Origin of the sequence: Pseudomonas sp. SH10-3B, from assembly GCF_019891415.1 — a bacterium.
In the GTDB taxonomy this organism is placed as follows: Bacteria; Pseudomonadota; Gammaproteobacteria; order Pseudomonadales; family Pseudomonadaceae; genus Aquipseudomonas.
On record NZ_JAFLXD010000020.1, the window covers coordinates 1 to 20,674 of the forward strand.

The following is a 20,674-nucleotide window of genomic DNA, read 5'->3' on the forward strand; positions in this document are numbered from 1 at the left end:
GGGGCAGTCGGCGGTCAAAATCCATGTATCGGGTGCGCGGCTCATACTGGAATCCTCAGGCCCTTGTGGCGAGGGGGCTTGTCCCCCGTTGAGCTGCGAAGCAGCTTCAAAACCCGCCACTCGGTTATTGCAGAAAAAATGAGCTGACCTTATTGGGACCGCTGCGCGCTCCAACGGGGGGCAAGCCCCCTCGCCACAAAAGCGCCCACTCGATCAGGCTTGAACGCTCAGGCCGAATTCGGCCGAGGCGTCCTGCAACCACAACCACCAGTAATCCGAGAAGCTGCGGCGAATCAGCAGCTCCCAGGTGTCTTCAGCGGTGTGGCGGATCACCAGCTGCGACTTGGCGAACACCGTGCCCACCGCCTTGCCCACCGGGAAGTTGTTGGGGTGTACGTCATAGCTGGTGGACTTCATCAGCACATCGCGCACATTCGGGCCGCTGAGTTCGAGGATCTGCTGACCGCCGCTGACGTTGACGACCTGGATATGCAGGTCACCCAGGGCGGCGCGCAGGTTTTGTTCGGCGGCGAATTCCTCACCGCCTGGCACGATCAGCAACCACTCATCCGGGCCGAGCCATTGCAGGCTGGTTTCGCCTTTGACGATGACCTGCAGGGCGCCGGGCAGTTCGATGCCCAGGGCCTTGTGCACGCCGGCGGCGAAGGCCGCGTCATGGCCGTCGCCACGGATCGTGAGATGACCAAGCAATTTCTTTTCGCGCACGGTCACGCCGGCGTTCTTGCGGCCCTTGCCGACCAGGCTGGCGAGGTCGGCATGGTGCAGCGACGACTCGGCCTTGGCGCCGGAGGTGGGGCGTTGTTGGTAAACATTGGCTGCTGTCATAAAGCACCTGTTTGAATTCTGGGGTGACTGTTCTGGCCTCATCGGGAGCAAGCCCCCTCCCACATTTGAAAGTATTCACACATCAAAATGTGGGAGGGGGCTTGCTCCCGATGGCCGCGCCGCGGTCTATCAGATGTTCTGCCGATCACCCTTAGGATCAAAGAACACCGAAGACACAATCTCCGCTTCGATCACGCTGCCATCCGCCTGGGGCGAGAACACTCGTTCGCCGATGCGCTTCAAGCCGCCCTTCACCACGCCCATGGCAAACGAATAGCCCAGGGAGTTATGCGCGTAGCTTGAGGTGACGTGACCGACCATCTTCATCGGAATGGTCTGCTTCGGATCGAACACCAGTTGCGCGCCTTCCGGCAGCCACACAGTCGGGTCGATCGGCTTCAAGCCCACCAGTTGCTTGCGCTCTTCACGCACGCAGTCTTCCCGGTTCATGCCGCGCCAGCCGATCCACGAGAATGGTTTGGTGCGGCCTACGCACCAGCCCATGTTCAGGTCGTCCGGGGTCATCGAGCCGTCGGTGTCCTGGCCGACGATGATGAAGCCCTTCTCGGCCCGCAGTACGTGCATGGTCTCGGTGCCGTACGGGGTCAGGTTGTACTTCTTACCGGCCGCGACGATCTGTTCCAGCACGCCCATGGCGTAGTCGGCCTGCACGTTGACTTCGTACGACAGCTCACCGGTAAACGAGATACGGAACACCCGCGCCGGTACACCGCCCACCAGGCCTTCTTTCCAGGTCATGAACGGGAAGCCGTCCTTGTCCAGGTCGATGTCGGTGACTTCGGCCAGCAGCTTGCGGCTGTTGGGACCGGACAGGGTCATGGTCGCCCAATGGTCGGTGACCGAGGTGAAGTACACCTTGAGGTCCGGCCATTCGGTCTGTTGGTAGATTTCCAGCCACTGCAGCACCCGGGCGGCGCCGCCGGTGGTGGTGGTCATCAGGAAGTGGTTGTCGGCGAGGCAGGCGGTGACGCCGTCGTCGAAGACCATGCCGTCTTCCTTGCACATCAGGCCGTAGCGCGCCTTGCCCACATCGAGCTTGGTCCAGGCGTTGGTGTAGATTCGGTTGAGGAACTCACGGGCATCCGGGCCCTGGATGTCGATCTTGCCAAGGGTGGACGCATCCAGCAGGCCGACGCTATCGCGCACGGCCAGGCATTCGCGTTTCACCGCAGCATGCAGGTCTTCGCCGTTGCGCGGGAAGTACCACGGGCGTTTCCACTGACCGACGTCCTCGAACTCGGCGCCGTTTTTCACGTGCCAGGCTTGCAGCGCGGTGTAGCGCACCGGCTCGAAGATGTGCCCACAGTGCCGGCCCGCTACCGCACCGAAGGTTACCGGCGTGTAGTTGGGGCGGAACATGGTGGTGCCCATCTGCGGGATGGTCACGTTCAGCGAGCGCGCGGCAATCGCCAGGCCGTTGACGTTACCGAGCTTGCCCTGGTCGGTGCCGAACCCCAGTGCGGTGTAGCGTTTGACGTGTTCCACCGACTCGAAACCTTCGCGGGTGGCGAGTTCGATGGCGGCGGCGGTGACGTCGTTTTGCAGGTCGACAAATTGCTTCGGCGCCCGTGCGGTCGCTTTCTCGTGAGGCACTTGGAACAGCGCCAGGGTCGGCTCTTCCAGACGGCTCAAGGCTTTTGGCAGCGTACCTTCCACCGGGGCAAAACCGGCGTCGCTGGCCGCGCGTACGCCGCCTTCAAAACCATCCGCCAGGGAATCACCGAGGCTGTAGACACCGTTGATACCACCGACACACACACGTTTCTGCGGGGCTTCGCCCGGTACAAAACCGAGGATATCTTCACGCCAGGTCGGCTTGCCGCCCAGGTGCGAGGCCAAGTGGACCACCGGGCTGTAGCCGCCGGAACTGGCCACCAGGTCGCAGTCCAGCCACTCGCCAGGGCTGGTGACTTTATGCGCCTTGACGTCGATCGCGGCGATACGCGCAGCGGTCACGCGCTTGGTGCCACGAGCCTCGATCACGGCGCTGCCGGTGAGGATACGAATACCTTTGGCGCGGGCTTCTTCAACCAATGCACCGCGTGGGTTGTGGCGCACATCGGCCACCGCCACGACTTGCAGGCCGGCATCGAGCCAGTCCAGCGCCACGCGGTAAGCGTGGTCGTTGTTGGTCGACAGCACCAGTTTCTTGCCCGGCGCCACACCGTAGCGGCGCACGTAGGTGGACACCGCACCGGCAAGCATATTGCCCGGCACATCGTTGTTGCCGTACACCAGCGGACGCTCGCAAGCACCGGTCGCCAGGACCACACGCTTGGCACGCACACGGTGGATACGCTGACGCACCACGCCAATCGGCGCACGGTCGCCCAGGTGATCGGTGAGACGCTCGTGAATGGTCAGGAAGTTATGGTCGTGGTAGCCGTTGACGGTAGCGCGGGGCAGCAGCACCACGTCCGGCAGGGATTTCAGTTCGGCGATGACACTCGCGACCCATTCAGTGGCCGGCTTGCCGTCGAGGCTTTCGCGGGAATCAAGCAAGGACCCGCCAAACTCTTCCTGCTCATCGGCAAGGATAACGCGGGCACCGCTGCGCGCCGCCGCCAGTGCCGCAGCGAGGCCGGCAGGGCCTGCGCCGACCACCAGCACGTCGCAGTGACGGTTGAAGTTGTCGTAGGTGTCCGGGTCGTTCTCGGTCGGCGAGCGACCCAGGCCTGCGGCCTTACGGATGTACTTCTCGTAGGTCATCCAGAACGATTGCGGGTACATGAAGGTTTTGTAGTAGAAACCCGGCGGCATCAGCTTGCCGCCGACCTTGCCGAGGATGCCCATCATGTCGTTGTTGACGCTCGGCCAGCCGTTGGTGCTGGTGGCGACCAAACCTTGGTACAGCGCCTGTTGCGTGGCGCGCACGTTGGGAATCTGGGTGGCTTCGGTAGCGCCGATCTGCAGCACCGCGTTCGGCTCTTCGGCGCCGGCGGCAAAGATGCCCCGTGGGCGCGAGTACTTGAAGCTGCGGCCGATGATGTCGACGCCGTTGGCCAGCAGGGCTGCGGCCAGGGTGTCGCCCTCGAAGCCTTTGTAGCTCTGGCCGTTGAAGCTGAAGGTCAGGACTTTGTTACGGTCGATGCGGCCACCGTTGGACAGGCGATTGATCTGGCTCATACCTTCTCTCCAGAGGCCTTGGCGGTGAACTGAGGCTTCTCACCGATCTTGTAGGTTTCAAGAATTTCGTAGGTCACGGTGTCGCGGGTCGCGTTGAAATACTGGCGGCAACCGGCGGCGTGAATCCACAGTTCGTGGTGCAGGCCGCGCGGGTTATCGCGGAAGAACATGTAGTCGCCCCACTGCTCGTCGGTGCAGGCATTCGGGTCCAGCGGGCGCGGGATGTGCGCTTGGCCGGACGCGTGGAATTCCTCTTCGGAGCGCAGTTCGCCACAGTGAGGACAGAAGATATGCAACATAGGGAATTTCTCCTGTTAGTGGGCGACGGCCGCAGCGCCGTGTTCGTCGATCAACGCACCGTTGTGGAAACGGTCGATGGAGAAAGGTGCCGCCAACGGGTGCATTTCACCCTTGGCGAGGCTGGCAGCAAACACGTTGCCTGAGCCTGGGGTGGCCTTGAAGCCACCGGTACCCCAACCGCAGTTGAAGAACATGTTCGGCACCGGGGTCTTGGAGATGATCGGGCAGGCGTCCGGCGTGGTGTCGACGATGCCGCCCCACTGACGGTTCATGCGCACCCGCGACAGCACCGGGAACATCTCGACGATGGCCTGGATGGTGTGTTCGATCACCGGGTACGAGCCGCGCTGGCCATAGCCGTTGTAGCCGTCGATACCGGCGCCGATCACCAGGTCGCCCTTGTCGGACTGGCTGATGTAACCGTGCACGGCGTTGGACATGATCACGCTGTCGATAATCGGCTTGATCGGCTCCGACACCAACGCTTGCAGCGGGTGGGATTCGATCGGCAGGCGGAAACCGGCGAGCGAAGCCATGTGCCCGGAGTTACCCGCGGTCACCACACCGACGCGCTTGGCACCGATAAAACCCTTGTTGGTTTCCACACCGATGCACACGCCGTTTTCCTTGCGGAAACCGATCACTTCGGTCTGCTGGATCAAGTCCACGCCGAGTGCGTCGGCGGCACGGGCAAAGCCCCAGGCCACGGCATCGTGACGGGCCACGCCGCCGCGCCGTTGCACGGTGGCACCGAGTACCGGGTAGCGGGTGTTTTTCGAGCAGTCCAGGTACGGAATCTCGTCGGCCACTTGCTTGGCGTTGAGCAGTTCACCATCCACGCCGTTGAGGCGGTTGGCGCTGACGCGACGCTCGGAATCACGGATGTCCTGCAGGGTGTGGCACAGGTTGTAGACGCCACGCTGGGAGAACATCACGTTGTAGTTGAGGTCCTGGGACAGGCCTTCCCACAGTTTCATCGCGTGTTCGTACAGGTGCGCCGACTCGTCCCAGAGGTAGTTGGAACGCACGATGGTGGTGTTGCGCGCGGTGTTACCGCCGCCCAACCAGCCTTTCTCGACCACGGCCACGTTGGTGATGCCGTGCTCTTTGGCCAGGTAGTAGGCGGTTGCCAGACCATGCCCGCCGCCGCCGACGATGACCACGTCGTAGACCTTCTTAGGGGTCGGCGTGCGCCACATCTTCTGCCAGTTTTCGTGGTGGCTGAGGGAGTGCTTGAAGAGGCCGAAGCCCGAGTAGCGTTGCATAGTCATTACTCCAAAACCGCGCTCAGCGATAAACCGGGAAATCAGCGCACAGGGCAGACACGTGCTTGGCCACGTTGGCCTCGACGTCGGCGTCGCCGAGGTTGTCGAGGATGTCGCAGATCCAACCGGCCAGCTCGACGCATTGCGGCACTTTGAAACCGCGCGTGGTCACCGCCGGGGTGCCGATGCGCAGGCCCGAAGTCACAAACGGGGACTGCGGATCATTCGGCACGGCGTTCTTGTTGACGGTAATGTGGGCGCGACCGAGGGCGGCATCCGCCTCTTTGCCGGTGAGGCCCTGACGGATCAGGCTGACCAGGAACAGGTGGTTATCGGTGCCGCCGGACACTACATCGTAGCCGCGTTTGATAAACACGCTGGCCATGGCCTGGGCGTTGTCGATCACCTGCTGCTGGTAGACCTTGAAGCCTGGCTCCTGGGCTTCCTTGAAGCACACGGCCTTGCCGGCGATCACATGCATCAGCGGGCCGCCCTGGGCGCCAGGGAATACGGCGGCGTTGAGTTTCTTTTCAATTTCTTCGTTGGCCTTGGCCAGGATCAAACCGCCACGTGGGCCGCGCAGGGTCTTGTGGGTGGTGGTGGTGACCACATCGGCGTACGGCAGCGGGTTCGGGTACAGGCCTGCGGCGACCAGGCCGGCGACGTGGGCCATGTCGACGAACAGCAGCGCACCGACCTTGTCGGCAATCGCGCGAAAGCGTGGGAAATCCAGGGTCTTGGAGTACGCGGAGAAACCCGCCACGACCATCTTCGGCTTGTGCTCCACGGCCAGGCGCTCGACTTCGTCGTAGTCGATCAGGCCGGTGTCGGTGTTGATGCCGTATTGCACCGCGTTGTACAGCTTGCCCGAGGACGACACCTTGGCGCCGTGGGTCAGGTGACCGCCATGGGCCAGGCTCATGCCGAGGATGGTGTCGCCGGCGTTCAACAGGGCCAGGTACACCGCGCTGTTGGCGGAAGAACCGGAGTGTGGTTGCACGTTGGCGTAATCGGCACCGAACAGCTGCTTGGCACGCTCAATGGCCAGGGCCTCGACCTTGTCCACGTGCTCGCAGCCGCCGTAATAGCGCTTGCCCGGGTAGCCTTCGGCGTATTTGTTGGTGAGGCCGCTGCCCTGAGCTTCCATCACACGCTTGCTGGTGTAGTTCTCCGACGCGATCAGCTCGATATGATCTTCCTGACGCTGCTCCTCGGCATTCATGGCCGCCAGCAGTGCGTCGTCATACCCTTGGATCTGGTCTTGTTTGCTGAACATCGCGTCTCTCCCAGCCTTTCGTATTGTTGAGGCCCGTGCAGGGCCCTTTGATGCGATGGTAGGGCTGGCGCAGACAGGCCAAATGCCTACGGACGCCACGCAAAGGTGCGTTTACGACATTGCCGGAACAACACCGAACAAATGTGGGAGGGGGCTTGCTCCCGATAGCGGTGTGTCAGGCGATGATGTGGCGCAGGAGTAGCAGCAGGAGGAAGTGCAGCGGATAAAGGGTGTAGGCCCAGCGGCGCATTGCTGGCGGCGAGGTGCTGTGGGCATGTCGCAATAAGACCAAGCCCGCCAATGGCGCAATCAGGCATGCAGCCAACCCCAACAACGCCACCGGCGTGCCGCTATTGAGCAGGACCTGCCATTGGTTGGCGGCCACGCAGACCCATCCTGGCAACACACTGAAATACCAAGGCCGACGAAACACCAGCAGCATCGCCAGTGGCAGCAATACACCAAAGAAACCGAACATTAAGTGGGATGAGAACAAGGCGGCTATCGTGACGGCGATCAACGCCAATCCTCGATCAATAAGCGCCTTCTGCTGCCATCCTCGGGCAACCAGCAGACCCAATGCCAAGGTGGGCAGCACGTTCAACGTATCGGCATCCTCGATAAACAACCGATACGGCACCTCGCTGATCGCGCTGAACAGCAACAGCCAGCCCAAGTAGCGCCACTGGCCGCTCACCGCCAGGTCTCTGGCCCGGTGCAGGTTCGCCGCAATCGCCAGGCAAAACCACGGGAACGCCAGGCGCCCCGGTACATAGAGACCATCGAGGCTCAGGCCGACATAACGCAGGTGGTCGAGCACCATGCTCAGCAGCGCCAGCCACTTGAGCAAATCCAAAGCGCCATCACGGACGCGTCCGACAGGTAGGGTTTCAGAACCGTGCATAATTCCCCAGTGACTTTGCATTTACAGTGCGTGCGTACGCCCGACGTTCTTGGTTACAGTGCGCACCAACATCGACCACAGGAATGGGCCATGACCGACAAGAGCCAACAATTCGCCAGTGACAACTATTCGGGTATTTGCCCGGAAGCCTGGGCCGCCATGGAACAAGCCAACCAGGGTCATCAACGCGCCTACGGTGATGATGAATGGACCCACCGCGCCGCCGACGGTTTCCGCAACCTGTTCGAAACCGACTGCGAAGTGTTCTTCGCCTTCAACGGTACGGCCGCCAACTCCCTGGCGCTGTCCTCCTTGTGCCAGAGCTACCATAGCGTGATTTGCTCGGAAACCGCCCACGTCGAGACCGACGAATGCGGCGCGCCGGAGTTTTTCTCCAACGGCTCCAAGCTGCTCACCGCGCGCACCGAGAACGGCAAGCTGACCCCGGAATCGATCCGCGAGATCGCCCTCAAGCGCCAGGACATTCACTACCCCAAACCCCGCGTAGTGACCCTGACCCAAGCCACCGAAGTCGGCAGCGTGTACACCCCGGAAGAAATCCGTGCGATCAGCGCCACCTGCAAGGAGCTGGGGCTGAACCTGCACATGGACGGCGCACGTTTCTCCAACGCCTGTGCGTTCCTCGACTGCTCGCCGGCCGACCTGACCTGGAAAGCCGGGGTGGACGTGTTGTGCTTTGGCGGCACCAAGAACGGCATGGCCGTGGGTGAAGCGATCCTGTTCTTCAACCACAAGCTGGCCGAGGACTTCGACTACCGCTGCAAACAGGCCGGCCAACTGGCCTCGAAAATGCGCTTCCTCTCCGCCCCGTGGGTGGGCCTGCTGGAAAACGACGCCTGGCTCAAACATGCGCGCCACGCCAACCACTGTGCACAATTGCTCAGCAGCCTGGTGGCGGATATTCCGGGTGTGGAGTTGATGTTCCCGGTGCAGGCCAACGGCGTGTTCCTGCAACTGTCGGAACCGGCGATTGCCGCATTGACCGCCAAGGGCTGGCGCTTCTACACCTTCATCGGCAAAGGTGGTGCGCGGTTCATGTGCGCGTGGGATACCGACGAAGAGCGAGTAAGAGAATTGGCCGCAGACATCCGCGAAGTCATGGGCGCCTGACAATGACTTACTGATGTACATAAAACAAATGTGGGAGGGGACTTGCCCCCTCCCACATTTGGATTGTGCTGTGCCTGCTCGAGCAATCAGAACTCGATGCGCACATCCCCCTTCGGCACACTGCAGCACGACAGGATGTAGCCTTCGGCTTCGTCTTCCTCGGTAATCCCGCCGTTGTGGTCCATCTCGACCTCCCCGCCCAGCTTCATCACCTTGCAGGTTCCGCAAATCCCCATGCCACAGGCTTTCGGGATCAACAGCCCAAGCTTGGCGGCCGCCGCGTGGACGGTTTCGCCAGGGGCCACACGGATGCTCTTGCCCGATGCGATGAACTCCACCTGATGCAGATCTGCCAGGTCGATCTCCGGCGCATCCGCCGCTTGTTCGGCCTGCTCCACCGCGTCGGCACGGGCTTCCGGTGGCGTGGCGCCGAAGGATTCCTCGTGGTAGCGCGACATCTCGAAACCAGCGACTTCCAGCAGGCGTTTCACCGCGTTCATATACGGCGTAGGGCCGCAGCAGAACACTTCGCGTTCAAGGAAGTCCGGCACCATCAGTTCGAGCATCTTGTGATTCAAGTAGCCGCGATAGCCGGCCCAAGGCTCGCCCAGACCATGCTTCTCGCAGATCAGGTGCAGGCTGAAGTTGTCGATCCGCGACGCCATATGCTCCAGCTCGCGGTGGTAGATGATGTCCTTGGGCGAACGGGCGCTGTGGATAAACGTCATGTCGACGTTGGCGTTAGTGTCGTAGAACCAGCGGGCCATGGACATCACTGGCGTGATACCGACGCCGCCACTGAGGTACAAGACTTTCGGGCTCGGGAAGTCGATGGCATTGAACAGCCCGACCGGCCCGTGCACCGCCAATTCCTGCCCTTCGTGCAGCGTGTCGTGCAGCCAGTTCGAGACCTTGCCGCCCGGCACACGCTTGATGGTCACCGAGAAGCTGTAGGGCACCGACGGCGAACTGGAAATGGTGTACGAGCGCATGATCGGCTGACCCTCGATCTCCAGCTCCAGGGTGACGAACTGCCCCGGCTTGAAAAAGAACAGGATCGGCTGGTCGGCCATAAAGCAGAAGGTGCGCACGTCCCAGGTTTCCTGGATGACTTTGACGCAACGGACAATGTGCCGACCATTGGCCCAGGTCTGGGTGGTTACCGGATTCAGGAAGTTACTGGACATGCTGTTCTCCACCGCCGAGGCTCGGCCTTATGGTGGCGATTCTGCGTAACGCGAGAACCACCCATTTACCTATCTGCGACATTCACATACTTATCGCGACCAGCCCCCATACCACGGGGGTTGCGCGTCGGGAACAGAGTGGGCCATGTCGCTCATGGATAAGGTTCCGTGCATCAGCAGCCCCACACTCACTCCCAACAACTACGCTTTCTTTACGCCTTGCACTGCAACAACCGTAGCCACTATTCGCCGGCCACACAGAATGGCCATGAGGACACACACGATGGACGTCACCGCAACCTTAAGCTTGGGCGATCCGCTGGAACCCGCACGCAAGGCCACCGCGCAGATGCTGCAAGAGCGCGAGCGCACCTTTTCGCTGCCGCAGCCGTTCTACTCTGATGAGCGGCTGTTTGATATCGACATGCAGGAGATCTTCCAGAAAGAGTGGTTGATCGCCGGCATGACCTGCGAGATCCCCACCAAGGGCAACTACCTGACCCTGCAAGTGGGCAAGAACCCGATCATCGTGATCCGTGGTGCCGAAGGCGTGGTGCATGCGTTCCATAACGTGTGCCGCCACCGTGGCTCGCGCTTGTGCACCAGCGACAAGGGCAAGGTCGCCAAGCTCGTGTGTCACTACCACCAGTGGACCTACGAGCTGGACGGGCGCCTGCTGTTCGCGGGCACCGAGATGGGTGCCGACTTCGACATGAAGCAGTACGGCCTCAAACCGGTGAACGTGAAGACCGCCGGCGGCTACATCTTCATCAGCCTGGCCGAGAACCCGCCGGCCATCGATGACTTCCTGTCGACGTTGAACCACTACATGGAACCCTACGACATGGAAAACACCAAGGTGGCGATCCAGACCACCTTGTTCGAAAAAGCCAACTGGAAGCTGGTGCTGGAAAACAACCGCGAGTGCTACCACTGCAACGCATCGCACCCCGAGCTGTTAAAAACCCTGCTGGAATGGGACGACGTCACCGACCCACGCGCCGACCAGGCCTTTAAAGACCACGTGGCAGCCTCCGCAGCCGCTTGGGACGCCGAGAAGATCCCTTACGCCCACGCCAGCTTCGGCCTGCGTAACCGTATCGTGCGCATGCCGCTGCTCAAGGGCACCGTGTCGATGACCCTGGACGGCAAGCAGGGCTGCGCCAAGCTGATGGGCCGGATCAAGAACCCCGACCTGGGCTCGATGCGCATCCTGCATCTGCCGCATTCGTGGAACCACTGCATGGGCGACCACATCATCGTGTTCACCGTGTGGCCGATCAGCGCCCAGGAAACCATGGTCACCACCAAGTGGATCGTGCACAAGGACGCCGTGGAAGGCGTGGACTACGACGTGGAGCGCATGCGCCAGGTCTGGGACGCCACCAACGACCAGGACCGTCGCCTGGCCGAAGAGAACCAGCGTGGCATCAACTCCACCGCCTACCAGCCTGGCCCGTACTCCAAGACCTATGAGTTCGGCGTGGTGAACTTCGTGGACTGGTACAGCGAACGCATGCTGAACAACCTCGGCGCAGCGCCGGCGCCTTACCTCAAAGGCGTGGCTGCACACGAATAACCGATACCCACAGCTCAAAACTGTGGGAGGGGGCTTAAGGCTTTTTGTAGGAGCGAGCTTGCTCGCGAAAAACTCACAAGCGCCGCGTTCATTCAGGAAGCACGCGTTATCGTTGACGTTTTTCGCGAGCAAGCTCGCTCCTACAAGAAGCGATGTACGCGACCGGCATTAGGGCCCCCTCCCACATTTGAACCTCACACTGCTTAATATTTGATCAACTCTCTCGCAGACCACTGCCAGCCTGCCCTCCAGCCTTTACCCAACAACTTATCCACAAAGCCACCCACAGCAATTGTGGGCAACTCCACTGTCCAAGCAAAATTAATTGAAGAAAATCCGTGACTTATTCAAGTTGACGGTTCCAGTGGCACATTGATCATTTATTGATCAAAACCCTACAGGCCACGTAGAACGTCGCCTGTAGCGGTGCGCAAACACCTTATCCACAGAACCGCCAACAGACTTTGGGGGCAACTTCGGCAGCGCTGTGGAAAACCGCGTCAAACCTTCATATACCAAGGGTTTCAGCTCCATTCCTGGGGTTTATCGGCAATTTGATCAATAAACAACCAGACGACGAAGAGCCTCTATTTATAAGGCCTGTAGCGGATAGCAAACATCTTATCCACAGAAGCGCCAACAGACTTTGGGGGCAAGTCCGAGCACCGCCTCAACCTTATCCACACAAAAAAGCACCTAAAAACCGTGACTTAGCTTGGTTGTTTTTCGTACAACGGCTTGCAGGCGTTGATTTACGGGGGTTGTGGAGACCCACGAACACCTTATCCACAGCTACGCTCACAGCGTTTGTGGGTAAACCCACAACCTGTACAAAAAACACCCAGCATCTACACTCACCCTTGCAGTCAATTCCATGGCCTGGGTTAACGCGGAAGTCCTTGGCAGCCTGATAGGGAGGTAGAACGGTGATGTGGCAGGGTAAGCCCAGCCATCACTGCGCCAAAGGTTTTACGCTGATTGAATTACTACTGACGCTGGCCCTGCTGGCCACGCTTGCGACAGTGGCTTATCCGCTGACAGCATTGATGGGTAAACGTGATCGAGAACTGGACCTGCAACGTTCATTGCGGGAAATCCGGCGTGCGATCGATGCCTACAAAGACGCCAGTGACGATGGCCGCATTGAAAAGAGCATCACTGACAGCGGTTATCCACCCTCCCTGCACGTATTGGTCGAGGGGGTGACGGACAAGACCAACCTTCAGGGCAACAAACTCTATTTCCTGCGACGAATTCCCCGCGATCCCGTGTGCGAGTGCCCTGAACGTGCGCCCGCAGAAACCTGGCAACTGCGCAGCTACAAAAGCACTGCGGATAATCCACAAGAGGGAGAAGATGTATTCGACGTTTCATCCCGAAGCACCCGGGAGAGTTTGAATGGAACGTCATACAGCCAATGGTAATCGGGGTTTTACCCTGATTGAGTTGCTGGTGGTCATGGCGATCATCGCCACCCTCATGACCCTGGTCACCCCGCAGTACTTCCGCCAGCACACCAAGGCGCAGGAAACCGTGCTGCGCCACAACCTGTCCTCGATTCGCCAGGCCCTGGACCAATACCGCGAGGACCACGGCGCCAACCCCGATTCCCTGCAAGCCTTGGTCGACCGCCGCTACCTGCGCGAGGTCCCTACGGACCCGCTGACCGGCAGGCGTGACACCTGGCATCTGCAACCATCGGACGAACAAGGCCTGGGCGATGTGCGCAGCGGCGCCCCCGGCACCGACACCAACGGGAGCGCCTATGCCGACTGGTAGACAAGCCCAGCAGGGCTCGGTGTTCATGGGCATGTTGGTGACCGTGGCCGTAGTGGCCGTGATGCTGATGGAAGTCGGCACCCTGTGGTCCAGCGTGCTGCAGCGTGAACGCGAGCTGGAATTGCTTGCGCGGGGCAATGAAATCCGCCGCGCGATCGGCCTGTACTACGCCGCCGGCAACACCTACCCCACGTCCCTCGAAGACCTGGTACTCGACCGGCGCCAACCGACCATCAAGCGTTACCTGCGCCGTGCCTATGCCGACCCGCTGACCGGCAGCGCCGACTGGGGCGTGGTGGCGGGCCCAGGCGAAACCCTCATGGGCGTGTTCAGCACCGCCCAGGGCACACCGTTCAAGCAAGGCAACTTCTCAGTCATCAACCAACGCTTTACAGGACAAGGCAGTTATCAAGGGTGGGTGTTTCTGTTTGGCCCTGGGCAGAACAACCCTGCAACCCGCGTCGCTCCCCTGGGAGATCAGCCAAACGATGACGCCAATTGAATGAGCACACTGATCGTTCCAGCAGTTCGGAACTTGTTTATCTGAATTGAGGTGGACCAAGCATGAGTAACTTACAGCGCTTAACGAAATGGTTGTTAGCGGCGGTCTTGTTGGCACCGACGCTGGTCATGGCCCACGGTGCCGTGGACAAACCCATGGCACGACAGGTCTATTGCAAGACCCTGCCGGATTTCTGGTCGGGAAGCCCCAGCGATAAGGGGTGCGCGGCCCTGTCTGCAAAAAGTGGACAGTATCCAGGCCAGCAATGGAATGAAGTCGCCCATTTGATCAAGGCACCTGGTTACAACGATCCGGAGATCGTCAAAAGAGAAGTGCCCGACGGCCAACTGTGTTCGGCGGCCGACAGTAAGAAGGATGGCCTGAACAATGTCTCGGATGACTGGTACCGTACTGACGTAACACCTTCCAACGGCATGATGGACGTACGCATCATCGGTACGGCCCCACACGTTCCCAGCTTTGTGAAGGTCTTTCTCACAAAACCGGGTTTTGACCCGACCCAGTCGCCGTTGACCTGGAATGACCTGACACTCATCCACTCCGAGCAGTTCAGCGTCGCACAAACCAACTGGGGCAACGATCCTCCCACCATTTCCGGCGCTTTTGGGTACTTCAAGTTCCCTGTGCCGATTCCTTCGACGCAAACGGGCAAAGCCACGCTGTTCGTGCAGTGGCAGCGTATCGATCCAGCGGGCGAAGGGTTCTATAACTGCAGTGACATCAACATCATCGGCGGTGGGGTTCCGGAGCAGTGGGTCAATCTTGGCCAATTCATCGATTCGATCATGAACACCCTCAAAGCCGGTGACTCGGTGCACTTCCGCATCCTCGATAACTCACCGGCGGCCAAGGAAGTGGTGGACATTACCCTGCCGATCAGCGCGAACAACCTGGCCCCCAACATCTGGGGCAAGCAGTTGGCGGACAGGATCAATCCCACCATTGCCAGAGTGGGGGAGAAAAAGGGCAACACGATCGTATTCAACCCCACCGACTCCAGCGCCAACTCGGTCTACACCACCGCCAAGGGTTACAGCCAAGCCATGTCGATCATTACCGGCGAAGGCCCAGGCCCGGTCAATCCGGCGCAACCGGTGGCACGCATAACGGGGCCGAGCACATTGAAGTCGGGGCAAGCCTTTACGTTCAGCGGCGCGGGATCGTCAGGCAGCAACGGGCCCTTGCTCTATCTGTGGACAGTTCCAGGGATGGTGGGTGCACAGAATGGAGCGACCGTCAGCGGCACTGCCTACACCGTCGCGCAAGAGACGACATTCACGGCACAGCTGAAGGTTCGCGATCAGCAAAATGGCAAGACCGACCAGGCTGAGGTGGCCTTTACGGTCACGCCACCCGGAGGCGGTGAGGAATACCCAGCTTACAAAGAGGGCACGCCCTACAAAGCCGGCGACATCGTGAGCAATAACGGCAAAAACTATAAGTGCAAACCTCACCCCTACACCGCGTGGTGCGCAGGCGCCGAATGGGCGTACGCACCAGGGACGGGCACGGCCTGGGATCAGGCCTGGGAGGAAGCCCAATGACCCATTCAAAACCATATTCAGTTACTGGATAAGCATAAGAGCCAAACGTTATAGGGCGCCTCACGGCGCCTTATATCGAGCAACGCTACAGTTGAAGATGTACCTGAACTGGAAATGATCCAACGAAGTTCTACCGGCGGTGCCCGCTTGATTGCGGGCCGGGAGAGTTGCACATAACCGCCCTACCTTGGCACTCCCAACAGGGTATCTCCATGCGCATTCACTCATGTATCCACAGCCCTCAGCGCGCCTTCACCTTGCTGGAACTGCTGGTGGTTTTGCTGATCATCGCCCTGCTCGCCAGCTACGTCGGCCCGAAGATGTTCGACCGCCTGGAACTGGCCAAGGTGCAAACCGCCCAGGGCCAGATGAAAGCCCTCGCCGATGCCTTGAACCAGTACCGCCTGGACAACGGCAACTACCCCGACGAAACCCTCGGCCTCAACGCCCTCACCACCCGACCCGCCACCGCGAACCATTGGCAGGGCCCTTATGTGAAGACATTGCCGCCCGACCCTTGGGGCAACCCGTATCTCTACAAGAACCCCGGCACACCGCCCAACGATGCAGAAATCATCTGCCTGGGCCGTGACGGCAAGGCCGGCGGTGTGAACACCTACGCCGACATTGTGTACGGCCTTTGACATGCACACGCTGCGGCTGGTCCTGACGCTGCTGTGCCTCGCGGGGACGGCACAGGCCAACTGCTGGCAACTGGCAGCCAGCCGCTACCACGTCGACCCGCTCCTGCTTTACGCCATCGCCAAGGTCGAATCCGGCCTCAACCCTACTGCGCGCAATCTCAACAGCGATGGCAGCGAGGATATCGGCCTGATGCAAATCAATAGCCGCCACTTGCCCGCGTTGGCCCAGTTTGGCATCACCGAACAGCACCTGCTCACGCAACCCTGCACCAGCGTCATGGTGGGCGCGTGGGTCCTCGCCGGGTTTATTCGCCAGCAGGGTTATGGCTGGCAGGCCGTGGGCGCCTATAACGCCGGGGCCAAACCGGAGCGGGAGGCGCGGCGCTCACGCTACGCCCTGGCGGTCTGGCGCTACTACAGTGAGTTGCTGCAACAGCGCCAACAACTGGCCAGGCAGACCCCATGATCGACATCAACGCGCGGATTATCCGCAACGGCCACTTGCAGACCCTGCGCATGCAGGCCTCGGACCTCAGCCAGGCCCGTCAACAGTTGCAGGCCGACGGTGCCCAGGTCATCTCCCTGAAGGTGCGGCGCTCGCTGACCTTACCCAGCCGTCGTGCCACATTTGCCCTGGGCCTGTTTATCCAGGAACTGGTGGTGCTGCTGGACGCCGGCCTGGTACTGGTCGAAGCCGTGGAAACCCTGCGCGACAAGGCACCCGCAGGCATCAACCGACAGGTCATGAGCGATCTGCTCGCCTCGATGTACGAGGGCAACTCGCTGTCCAAGGCGATGCAACTCAAGCCACAGACGTTTCCCCCCTTGTTGATCGCCACGGTGGCGTCCTCGGAACACAGCGGCCAACTGGCCGTGGCCTTGCGCCGCTACCATCATTTCGAGGCGCATTTGGCAACCGTGAAAAAGCGTGTCAGCGGCGCCCTGATGTACCCCTTGGTGGTGCTCAGCGTGGGTGCGTTGATCCTGTTGTTCTTGCTGTTCTTCGTGATCCCCCGCTTTGCTTCGGTGTTCGACGCGGTCACCGATCTGCCCGCCACCGCGCGCTTTATGGTGTGGTGGGGCGCACTGGTCGAGGCACACGGCATGGCATTGCTGTTTGGCCTGGTGGCGGCGCTTATCGGGTTGGCGTTGCTGTTTCGCAGCGCAGCGTTCAAACGCCAGGCGGCCCAGCTGTTCTGGAAAATCCCCGCCCTCGGCGCCCAGCGCACGCTGTTTATCCTCGCGCGGTTTTATCGCACGGCCGGCATGTTGCTGATGGGCGGAATGCCGGTGGTCACCGCCGTGGAATTATCCGGTGCGCTGCTGCCCATGGAACGCCAAGCCGACCTGCGCCAGGTCCTGACTGATATCCAGGCCGGCCAGCCGTTGTCCACCGCCCTGGCCCGCCACCGACTGACCACCGCCGTCGCCGAACGCCTGCTCCGGGTGGGCGAGCAAAGTGGTGAACTGGCGACGATGTGCGAGCGCATCGCGCAATTTCACGATGAAGCGCTGGAGCGTGCTATCGAGTTGTTCAGCAAGGTATTTGAGCCGTTGTTGATGCTGGTGGTGGGCGGGCTGATCGGCCTGATCGTGTTCATGCTGTACATGCCGATTTTCGAGTTGGCAGGCTCCATACAGGGGTAGCGCAATGAGCGAACAGACACGGCAATGGCAGGCCCTTGCAGAGCAACGCGGGCTGAGCTTGTCCAATTACCTGCTGGAGGTGCTGCACAAGGCGCCCGAACAGTTGGCTACGATCGCCCAGCCCCTGGGCCTGCTCGCCATTGCACCGCAAGACCTGAGTGACCACTGGCGCTTCGATCTGCTGGCCCTGCCCCAGGCGCTGATCCACAACGTGTTGCCGGTGGAATACCAGGGCCAACCGTGCCTGGTGCTGGGCGACCCGTTCACCCTGGCCAGCCGCCACTGGCTGCAGTCCTCTGCCATCTTGCGCCAACTGCCACTGGGGATGAGCCTGCCGGGGGCGGTCAAGGCCCAACTGAGCCAGGCCGAAGCCAGCCAGCGGGTCATGCAACCTTTCGGCGAGGCCGGCGACAATGCCCAGGTCAGCCCGACCGCCCAGGAGATTTCCTTGAGCAGTATCGCCAGGGACGACAACCCGGTGGTGCGCCTGGTCAACTCCATGCTGTTCGATGCGCTGCAGAGTCGCGCCAGCGATATCCATGTGGAAACCACGCCCCAGGGCCTGGTGATCAAGTACCGTATCGACGGCGTGTTGCAGCAGATGGGCCAAGCCAGCGGCATGGACATGGCGGAGCAGGCGCTGTCGCGCATCAAAGTCTTGTCGGAGCTGGATATCGGCGAGCGGCGCGTGCCCCAGGATGGTCGGTTCAAGATGAAGATCCAGGGCCGCGAGGTGGATTTTCGCACGTCGATCATGCCCAGCATCCACGGCGAAGATGCGGTGCTGCGGGTTCTCGACAAATCCCAGCGCGGCGAATCCCTGAGCCTGGCCAACCTCGGGCTGGCCGCCGACACCATCGAGCGCATCCGCGTGCTGGCCAGCGAACCCTACGGCATGTTGCTGGTGACCGGTCCCACCGGCAGCGGCAAATCCACCACGCTGTATGCCGCTTTGTCGGAGACCAATACCGGCGAGAAAAAAATCATCACCATCGAAGACCCGGTGGAGTACGAGCTGCCCGGTGTCCTGCAAATTCCGGTCAACGACAAGAAGGGCCTGACGTTCGCCCGTGGCCTGCGCTCAATCCTGCGCCATGACCCAGACACCATCCTGGTGGGGGAAATACGCGACGGTGAAACCGCTGGCATCGCCGTACAGGCCGCGCTGACCGGGCACCTGGTGATGTCGTCGGTGCACGCCAACAGCGCGTTCAACGTGCTGGAGCGCTTCACCTATATGAACGTCGACCCGGCCAGTTTCGTCGAAGCGCTCAACGGCGTGGTCGCCCAGCGCCTGGTGCGGCGCATCTGCCCGGACTGTGGCGAAGCCGCCGAGCCCGATGCGGAAATCGTCCGCCTTGCCCACGTGCCCGACGCCCTGCTCGACCAGGCTCAATACCGCGTGGGCAAGGGCTGCGAGGCCTGTCGCCATACGGGGTATCGCGGCCGCCTGGCGCTTGCGGAAGTGCTGAACATGACTGACCCGATCAAGGAAGGCCTGCTCAACCGTAACTCGGCGTCCACCTTGCGCGAACTGGCACGCGAGGCCGGTCATGTGTTCATCCGCGATATCGCCCTGGCCCACGCCGCCCAGGGCCACACCACCCTCAAGGAGATCCACCGTGTCATTTCCCTTTATTGAACACGTGGTGCGGCTGCACAGCACCGGCGCCGAGTGGGCCGCGCGCGCGCGGTGGCGCGGGGCAAGCATCTGGCGTGCGCAGCAGCAAGGCGAGCCCCTGGCAGTGTGCGCCGAACTGCTGGAACAGACGCCCCGCAGCCAAGTGCGCTTCCTCGACCGGGCCACGGTGCTGCTGGGGTTTCCCCATGTGCACTACCTGATGCTGCCCTGGCAAACCGGCCTGTACAGCCAGGCTGACTGGCAGGACTTTGCCGAAGCCACGTTCGGCCAACAGGCGGGCCTCGACCCTGAGCGTTGGCTGGTGCAACTCGCCAACAGCGCCTTCGGCCAGCAACGCCTGGCGGTCGCGACGCCACGGGATCTGCTGCAAGACCTGCGCGAGCTGTTCAAGCTGCACCGCTTGCCCCTGTTCACCTGCATGCCCCTGCTGACGGCGGTGGCCCAGCAGTACTGGCGGCAGTTGCCTGACGACTGTGTGCTGGCGGTCGCCGAAAGCGACAGCCTCAGTTGCCTGTATCGACAGCACGGCATGGTCAACCAAGTGTGTGTGATCCACACCCAACCCGGCAGCGCCTTGAGTGACAACCTGTTCACCGCCGACCTCCTGGCGGAGCGGCACGCGCCCCAGACACGGGTGGTCACCAACGGTCCCGCCGAACAGCGCCTGGGGCCTGTGCACCCGTGGCTGGAGGAGGCGCCGGCATGACATCCAGGCTGATCGGCCACTGGCAACGGCTACGCGCGCCCCAGGCGCCGGGCGTGGATTTCCAGCGTCCCAACGCGACGCACCGCCCCTCGGTGAGCGGGTTATGGCTGGTCGCCGCAGCCTTGCTGTTCAGTACCTGGCAGCACTGGCAACGCATGGAGCAACGACAAGTGCAGACCGACGAACTGGAGCAGCAATTCATCCAACTGACCCGCCGTCAGGAGCAATTGATCCAGGCTGCGATTCGCCTGTCGCCCCGGCAAAAACAGCAACTGGCCGCCTTCGCCCGACAGTCGGTCACCCCGTTCGCGTTGATGGATACCGTGGCCCGGGCCTGGTCCGGGGAGGTCGCGCTGACCCGTGTCGAGGTCAATACCCAGACCCAGCAAGTGCACCTGGATCTGGAAGCCAAGGCGCTCGGCGAGGCCTTCCGTTTTGTGGAACGACTCCAGGCCCAGCCCGGCGTGCGGGTAAACCTGCAACAAAGTGCGCTCAAGAGCACCGACCCGCAGCACCCGGTGCAGATCAAACTCAGCGTGGGCGCAGGGTAGCCG

The 20,674-nt window shown here is 61.4% G+C and carries 19 protein-coding genes; 12 read left to right on the forward strand and 7 right to left on the reverse strand.

What is annotated here, in order from left to right; all coding sequences use genetic code 11:
- Positions 1 to 213: 213 nt before the first annotated feature.
- The 6 genes from soxG to J1G35_RS16240 all read right to left on the reverse strand — a co-directional run bounded on the left by soxG (position 214) and on the right by J1G35_RS16240 (position 7,738).
- Positions 214 to 846: a sarcosine oxidase subunit gamma family protein gene (gene soxG, locus J1G35_RS16215; protein WP_223015441.1), complete on the reverse strand. Its 633-nt coding sequence runs from the start codon at positions 844 to 846 to the stop codon at positions 214 to 216.
- A gap of 129 nt (positions 847 to 975) precedes the next feature.
- Positions 976 to 3,993, reverse strand: coding sequence for a sarcosine oxidase subunit alpha (locus J1G35_RS16220; protein WP_053130979.1), 3,018 nt, complete (start codon positions 3,991 to 3,993; stop codon positions 976 to 978).
- Entirely contained in the window at positions 3,990 to 4,292 is a 303-nt protein-coding gene (locus J1G35_RS16225; RefSeq protein ID WP_003194855.1) for a sarcosine oxidase subunit delta, read from the reverse strand. Before J1G35_RS16225 ends, J1G35_RS16220 begins: the two co-directional genes overlap by 4 nt.
- 15 nt (positions 4,293 to 4,307) lie before the next feature.
- Positions 4,308 to 5,558, reverse strand: coding sequence for a sarcosine oxidase subunit beta (locus J1G35_RS16230; RefSeq protein ID WP_010207084.1), 1,251 nt, complete (start codon positions 5,556 to 5,558; stop codon positions 4,308 to 4,310).
- Positions 5,559 to 5,580: 22 nt separating this feature from the next.
- Positions 5,581 to 6,834, reverse strand: a complete 1,254-nt coding sequence (gene glyA / locus J1G35_RS16235) for a serine hydroxymethyltransferase (protein WP_223015442.1) — start codon at positions 6,832 to 6,834, stop codon at positions 5,581 to 5,583.
- Between the two features lie 175 nt (positions 6,835 to 7,009).
- On the reverse strand, positions 7,010 to 7,738 hold the full coding sequence (locus J1G35_RS16240; RefSeq protein WP_223015443.1) for a TraX family protein: 729 nt from the start codon (positions 7,736 to 7,738) through the stop codon (positions 7,010 to 7,012).
- A 90-nt stretch (positions 7,739 to 7,828) separates the two neighbouring features.
- Here J1G35_RS16240 and J1G35_RS16245 point away from each other — a divergent pair, with 90 nt between their 5' ends.
- The gene (locus J1G35_RS16245) at positions 7,829 to 8,869 is read left to right on the forward strand and encodes a low specificity L-threonine aldolase (RefSeq protein ID WP_053130974.1); all 1,041 of its coding nucleotides are present in this window, start codon (positions 7,829 to 7,831) and stop codon (positions 8,867 to 8,869) included.
- A gap of 86 nt (positions 8,870 to 8,955) precedes the next feature.
- Here J1G35_RS16245 and gbcB read toward each other — a convergent pair whose 3' ends face one another.
- Positions 8,956 to 10,056, reverse strand: a complete 1,101-nt coding sequence (gene gbcB, locus J1G35_RS16250; RefSeq protein ID WP_053130972.1) for a glycine-betaine demethylase subunit GbcB — start codon at positions 10,054 to 10,056, stop codon at positions 8,956 to 8,958.
- A 283-nt stretch (positions 10,057 to 10,339) separates the two neighbouring features.
- Between gbcB and gbcA the strand changes: the two genes are divergently transcribed.
- The 11 genes from gbcA to J1G35_RS16305 all read left to right on the forward strand — a co-directional run bounded on the left by gbcA (position 10,340) and on the right by J1G35_RS16305 (position 20,671).
- On the forward strand, positions 10,340 to 11,635 hold the full coding sequence (gene gbcA / locus J1G35_RS16255; RefSeq protein ID WP_053130970.1) for a glycine-betaine demethylase subunit GbcA: 1,296 nt from the start codon (positions 10,340 to 10,342) through the stop codon (positions 11,633 to 11,635).
- A 929-nt stretch (positions 11,636 to 12,564) separates the two neighbouring features.
- Positions 12,565 to 13,059 carry a type II secretion system protein gene (locus J1G35_RS16260; protein WP_027605985.1) on the forward strand — a complete coding sequence of 165 codons (495 nt, stop codon included), beginning with the start codon at positions 12,565 to 12,567 and terminating at the stop codon, positions 13,057 to 13,059.
- Positions 13,034 to 13,414 (forward strand): prepilin-type N-terminal cleavage/methylation domain-containing protein, encoded by a 381-nt coding sequence (locus tag J1G35_RS16265; protein ID WP_053130968.1) that lies wholly within the window; start codon positions 13,034 to 13,036, stop codon positions 13,412 to 13,414. Before J1G35_RS16260 ends, J1G35_RS16265 begins: the two co-directional genes overlap by 26 nt.
- Positions 13,401 to 13,916, forward strand: coding sequence for a type II secretion system protein (locus tag J1G35_RS16270; RefSeq protein ID WP_223015444.1), 516 nt, complete (start codon positions 13,401 to 13,403; stop codon positions 13,914 to 13,916). Before J1G35_RS16265 ends, J1G35_RS16270 begins: the two co-directional genes overlap by 14 nt.
- 62 nt (positions 13,917 to 13,978) lie before the next feature.
- A complete protein-coding gene (locus J1G35_RS16275) occupies positions 13,979 to 15,481 on the forward strand; it encodes a lytic polysaccharide monooxygenase (RefSeq protein ID WP_223015445.1) in 1,503 nt (500 codons plus the stop codon).
- Between the two features lie 212 nt (positions 15,482 to 15,693).
- The gene (gene gspG / locus J1G35_RS16280; protein WP_053130961.1) at positions 15,694 to 16,125 is read left to right on the forward strand and encodes a type II secretion system major pseudopilin GspG; all 432 of its coding nucleotides are present in this window, start codon (positions 15,694 to 15,696) and stop codon (positions 16,123 to 16,125) included.
- A 1-nt stretch (position 16,126) separates the two neighbouring features.
- A complete protein-coding gene (locus tag J1G35_RS16285; RefSeq protein WP_223015446.1) occupies positions 16,127 to 16,591 on the forward strand; it encodes a transglycosylase SLT domain-containing protein in 465 nt (154 codons plus the stop codon).
- Positions 16,588 to 17,772 carry a type II secretion system F family protein gene (locus tag J1G35_RS16290; protein ID WP_223015447.1) on the forward strand — a complete coding sequence of 395 codons (1,185 nt, stop codon included), beginning with the start codon at positions 16,588 to 16,590 and terminating at the stop codon, positions 17,770 to 17,772. The genes J1G35_RS16285 and J1G35_RS16290 overlap by 4 nt, the downstream gene beginning before the upstream one ends.
- 4 nt (positions 17,773 to 17,776) lie before the next feature.
- The gene (locus tag J1G35_RS16295; RefSeq protein ID WP_053130955.1) at positions 17,777 to 19,414 is read left to right on the forward strand and encodes a GspE/PulE family protein; all 1,638 of its coding nucleotides are present in this window, start codon (positions 17,777 to 17,779) and stop codon (positions 19,412 to 19,414) included.
- Positions 19,395 to 20,120 (forward strand): hypothetical protein, encoded by a 726-nt coding sequence (locus J1G35_RS16300; RefSeq protein ID WP_347709458.1) that lies wholly within the window; start codon positions 19,395 to 19,397, stop codon positions 20,118 to 20,120. Before J1G35_RS16295 ends, J1G35_RS16300 begins: the two co-directional genes overlap by 20 nt.
- On the forward strand, positions 20,117 to 20,671 hold the full coding sequence (locus J1G35_RS16305) for a hypothetical protein (RefSeq protein WP_223015448.1): 555 nt from the start codon (positions 20,117 to 20,119) through the stop codon (positions 20,669 to 20,671). The genes J1G35_RS16300 and J1G35_RS16305 overlap by 4 nt, the downstream gene beginning before the upstream one ends.
- Positions 20,672 to 20,674: the final 3 nt, after the last annotated feature.

Excerpts from the sequence above, each read along its gene's own strand:
- soxG (WP_223015441.1), bottom strand. The coding sequence starts at position 846 with ATGACAGCAGCCAATGTTTACCAACAACGCCCCACCTCCGGCGCCAAG.
- J1G35_RS16220 (WP_053130979.1), bottom strand. The coding sequence starts at position 3,993 with ATGAGCCAGATCAATCGCCTGTCCAACGGTGGCCGCATCGACCGTAAC.
- J1G35_RS16225 (WP_003194855.1), bottom strand. The coding sequence starts at position 4,292 with ATGTTGCATATCTTCTGTCCTCACTGTGGCGAACTGCGCTCCGAAGAG.
- J1G35_RS16230 (WP_010207084.1), bottom strand. The coding sequence starts at position 5,558 with ATGCAACGCTACTCGGGCTTCGGCCTCTTCAAGCACTCCCTCAGCCAC.
- glyA (WP_223015442.1), bottom strand. The coding sequence starts at position 6,834 with ATGTTCAGCAAACAAGACCAGATCCAAGGGTATGACGACGCACTGCTG.
- J1G35_RS16240 (WP_223015443.1), bottom strand. The coding sequence starts at position 7,738 with ATGCACGGTTCTGAAACCCTACCTGTCGGACGCGTCCGTGATGGCGCT.
- J1G35_RS16245 (WP_053130974.1), top strand. The coding sequence starts at position 7,829 with ATGACCGACAAGAGCCAACAATTCGCCAGTGACAACTATTCGGGTATT.
- gbcB (WP_053130972.1), bottom strand. The coding sequence starts at position 10,056 with ATGTCCAGTAACTTCCTGAATCCGGTAACCACCCAGACCTGGGCCAAT.
- gbcA (WP_053130970.1), top strand. The coding sequence starts at position 10,340 with ATGGACGTCACCGCAACCTTAAGCTTGGGCGATCCGCTGGAACCCGCA.
- J1G35_RS16260 (WP_027605985.1), top strand. The coding sequence starts at position 12,565 with ATGTGGCAGGGTAAGCCCAGCCATCACTGCGCCAAAGGTTTTACGCTG.
- J1G35_RS16265 (WP_053130968.1), top strand. The coding sequence starts at position 13,034 with ATGGAACGTCATACAGCCAATGGTAATCGGGGTTTTACCCTGATTGAG.
- J1G35_RS16270 (WP_223015444.1), top strand. The coding sequence starts at position 13,401 with ATGCCGACTGGTAGACAAGCCCAGCAGGGCTCGGTGTTCATGGGCATG.
- J1G35_RS16275 (WP_223015445.1), top strand. The coding sequence starts at position 13,979 with ATGAGTAACTTACAGCGCTTAACGAAATGGTTGTTAGCGGCGGTCTTG.
- gspG (WP_053130961.1), top strand. The coding sequence starts at position 15,694 with ATGCGCATTCACTCATGTATCCACAGCCCTCAGCGCGCCTTCACCTTG.
- J1G35_RS16285 (WP_223015446.1), top strand. The coding sequence starts at position 16,127 with ATGCACACGCTGCGGCTGGTCCTGACGCTGCTGTGCCTCGCGGGGACG.
- J1G35_RS16290 (WP_223015447.1), top strand. The coding sequence starts at position 16,588 with ATGATCGACATCAACGCGCGGATTATCCGCAACGGCCACTTGCAGACC.
- J1G35_RS16295 (WP_053130955.1), top strand. The coding sequence starts at position 17,777 with ATGAGCGAACAGACACGGCAATGGCAGGCCCTTGCAGAGCAACGCGGG.
- J1G35_RS16305 (WP_223015448.1), top strand. The coding sequence starts at position 20,117 with ATGACATCCAGGCTGATCGGCCACTGGCAACGGCTACGCGCGCCCCAG.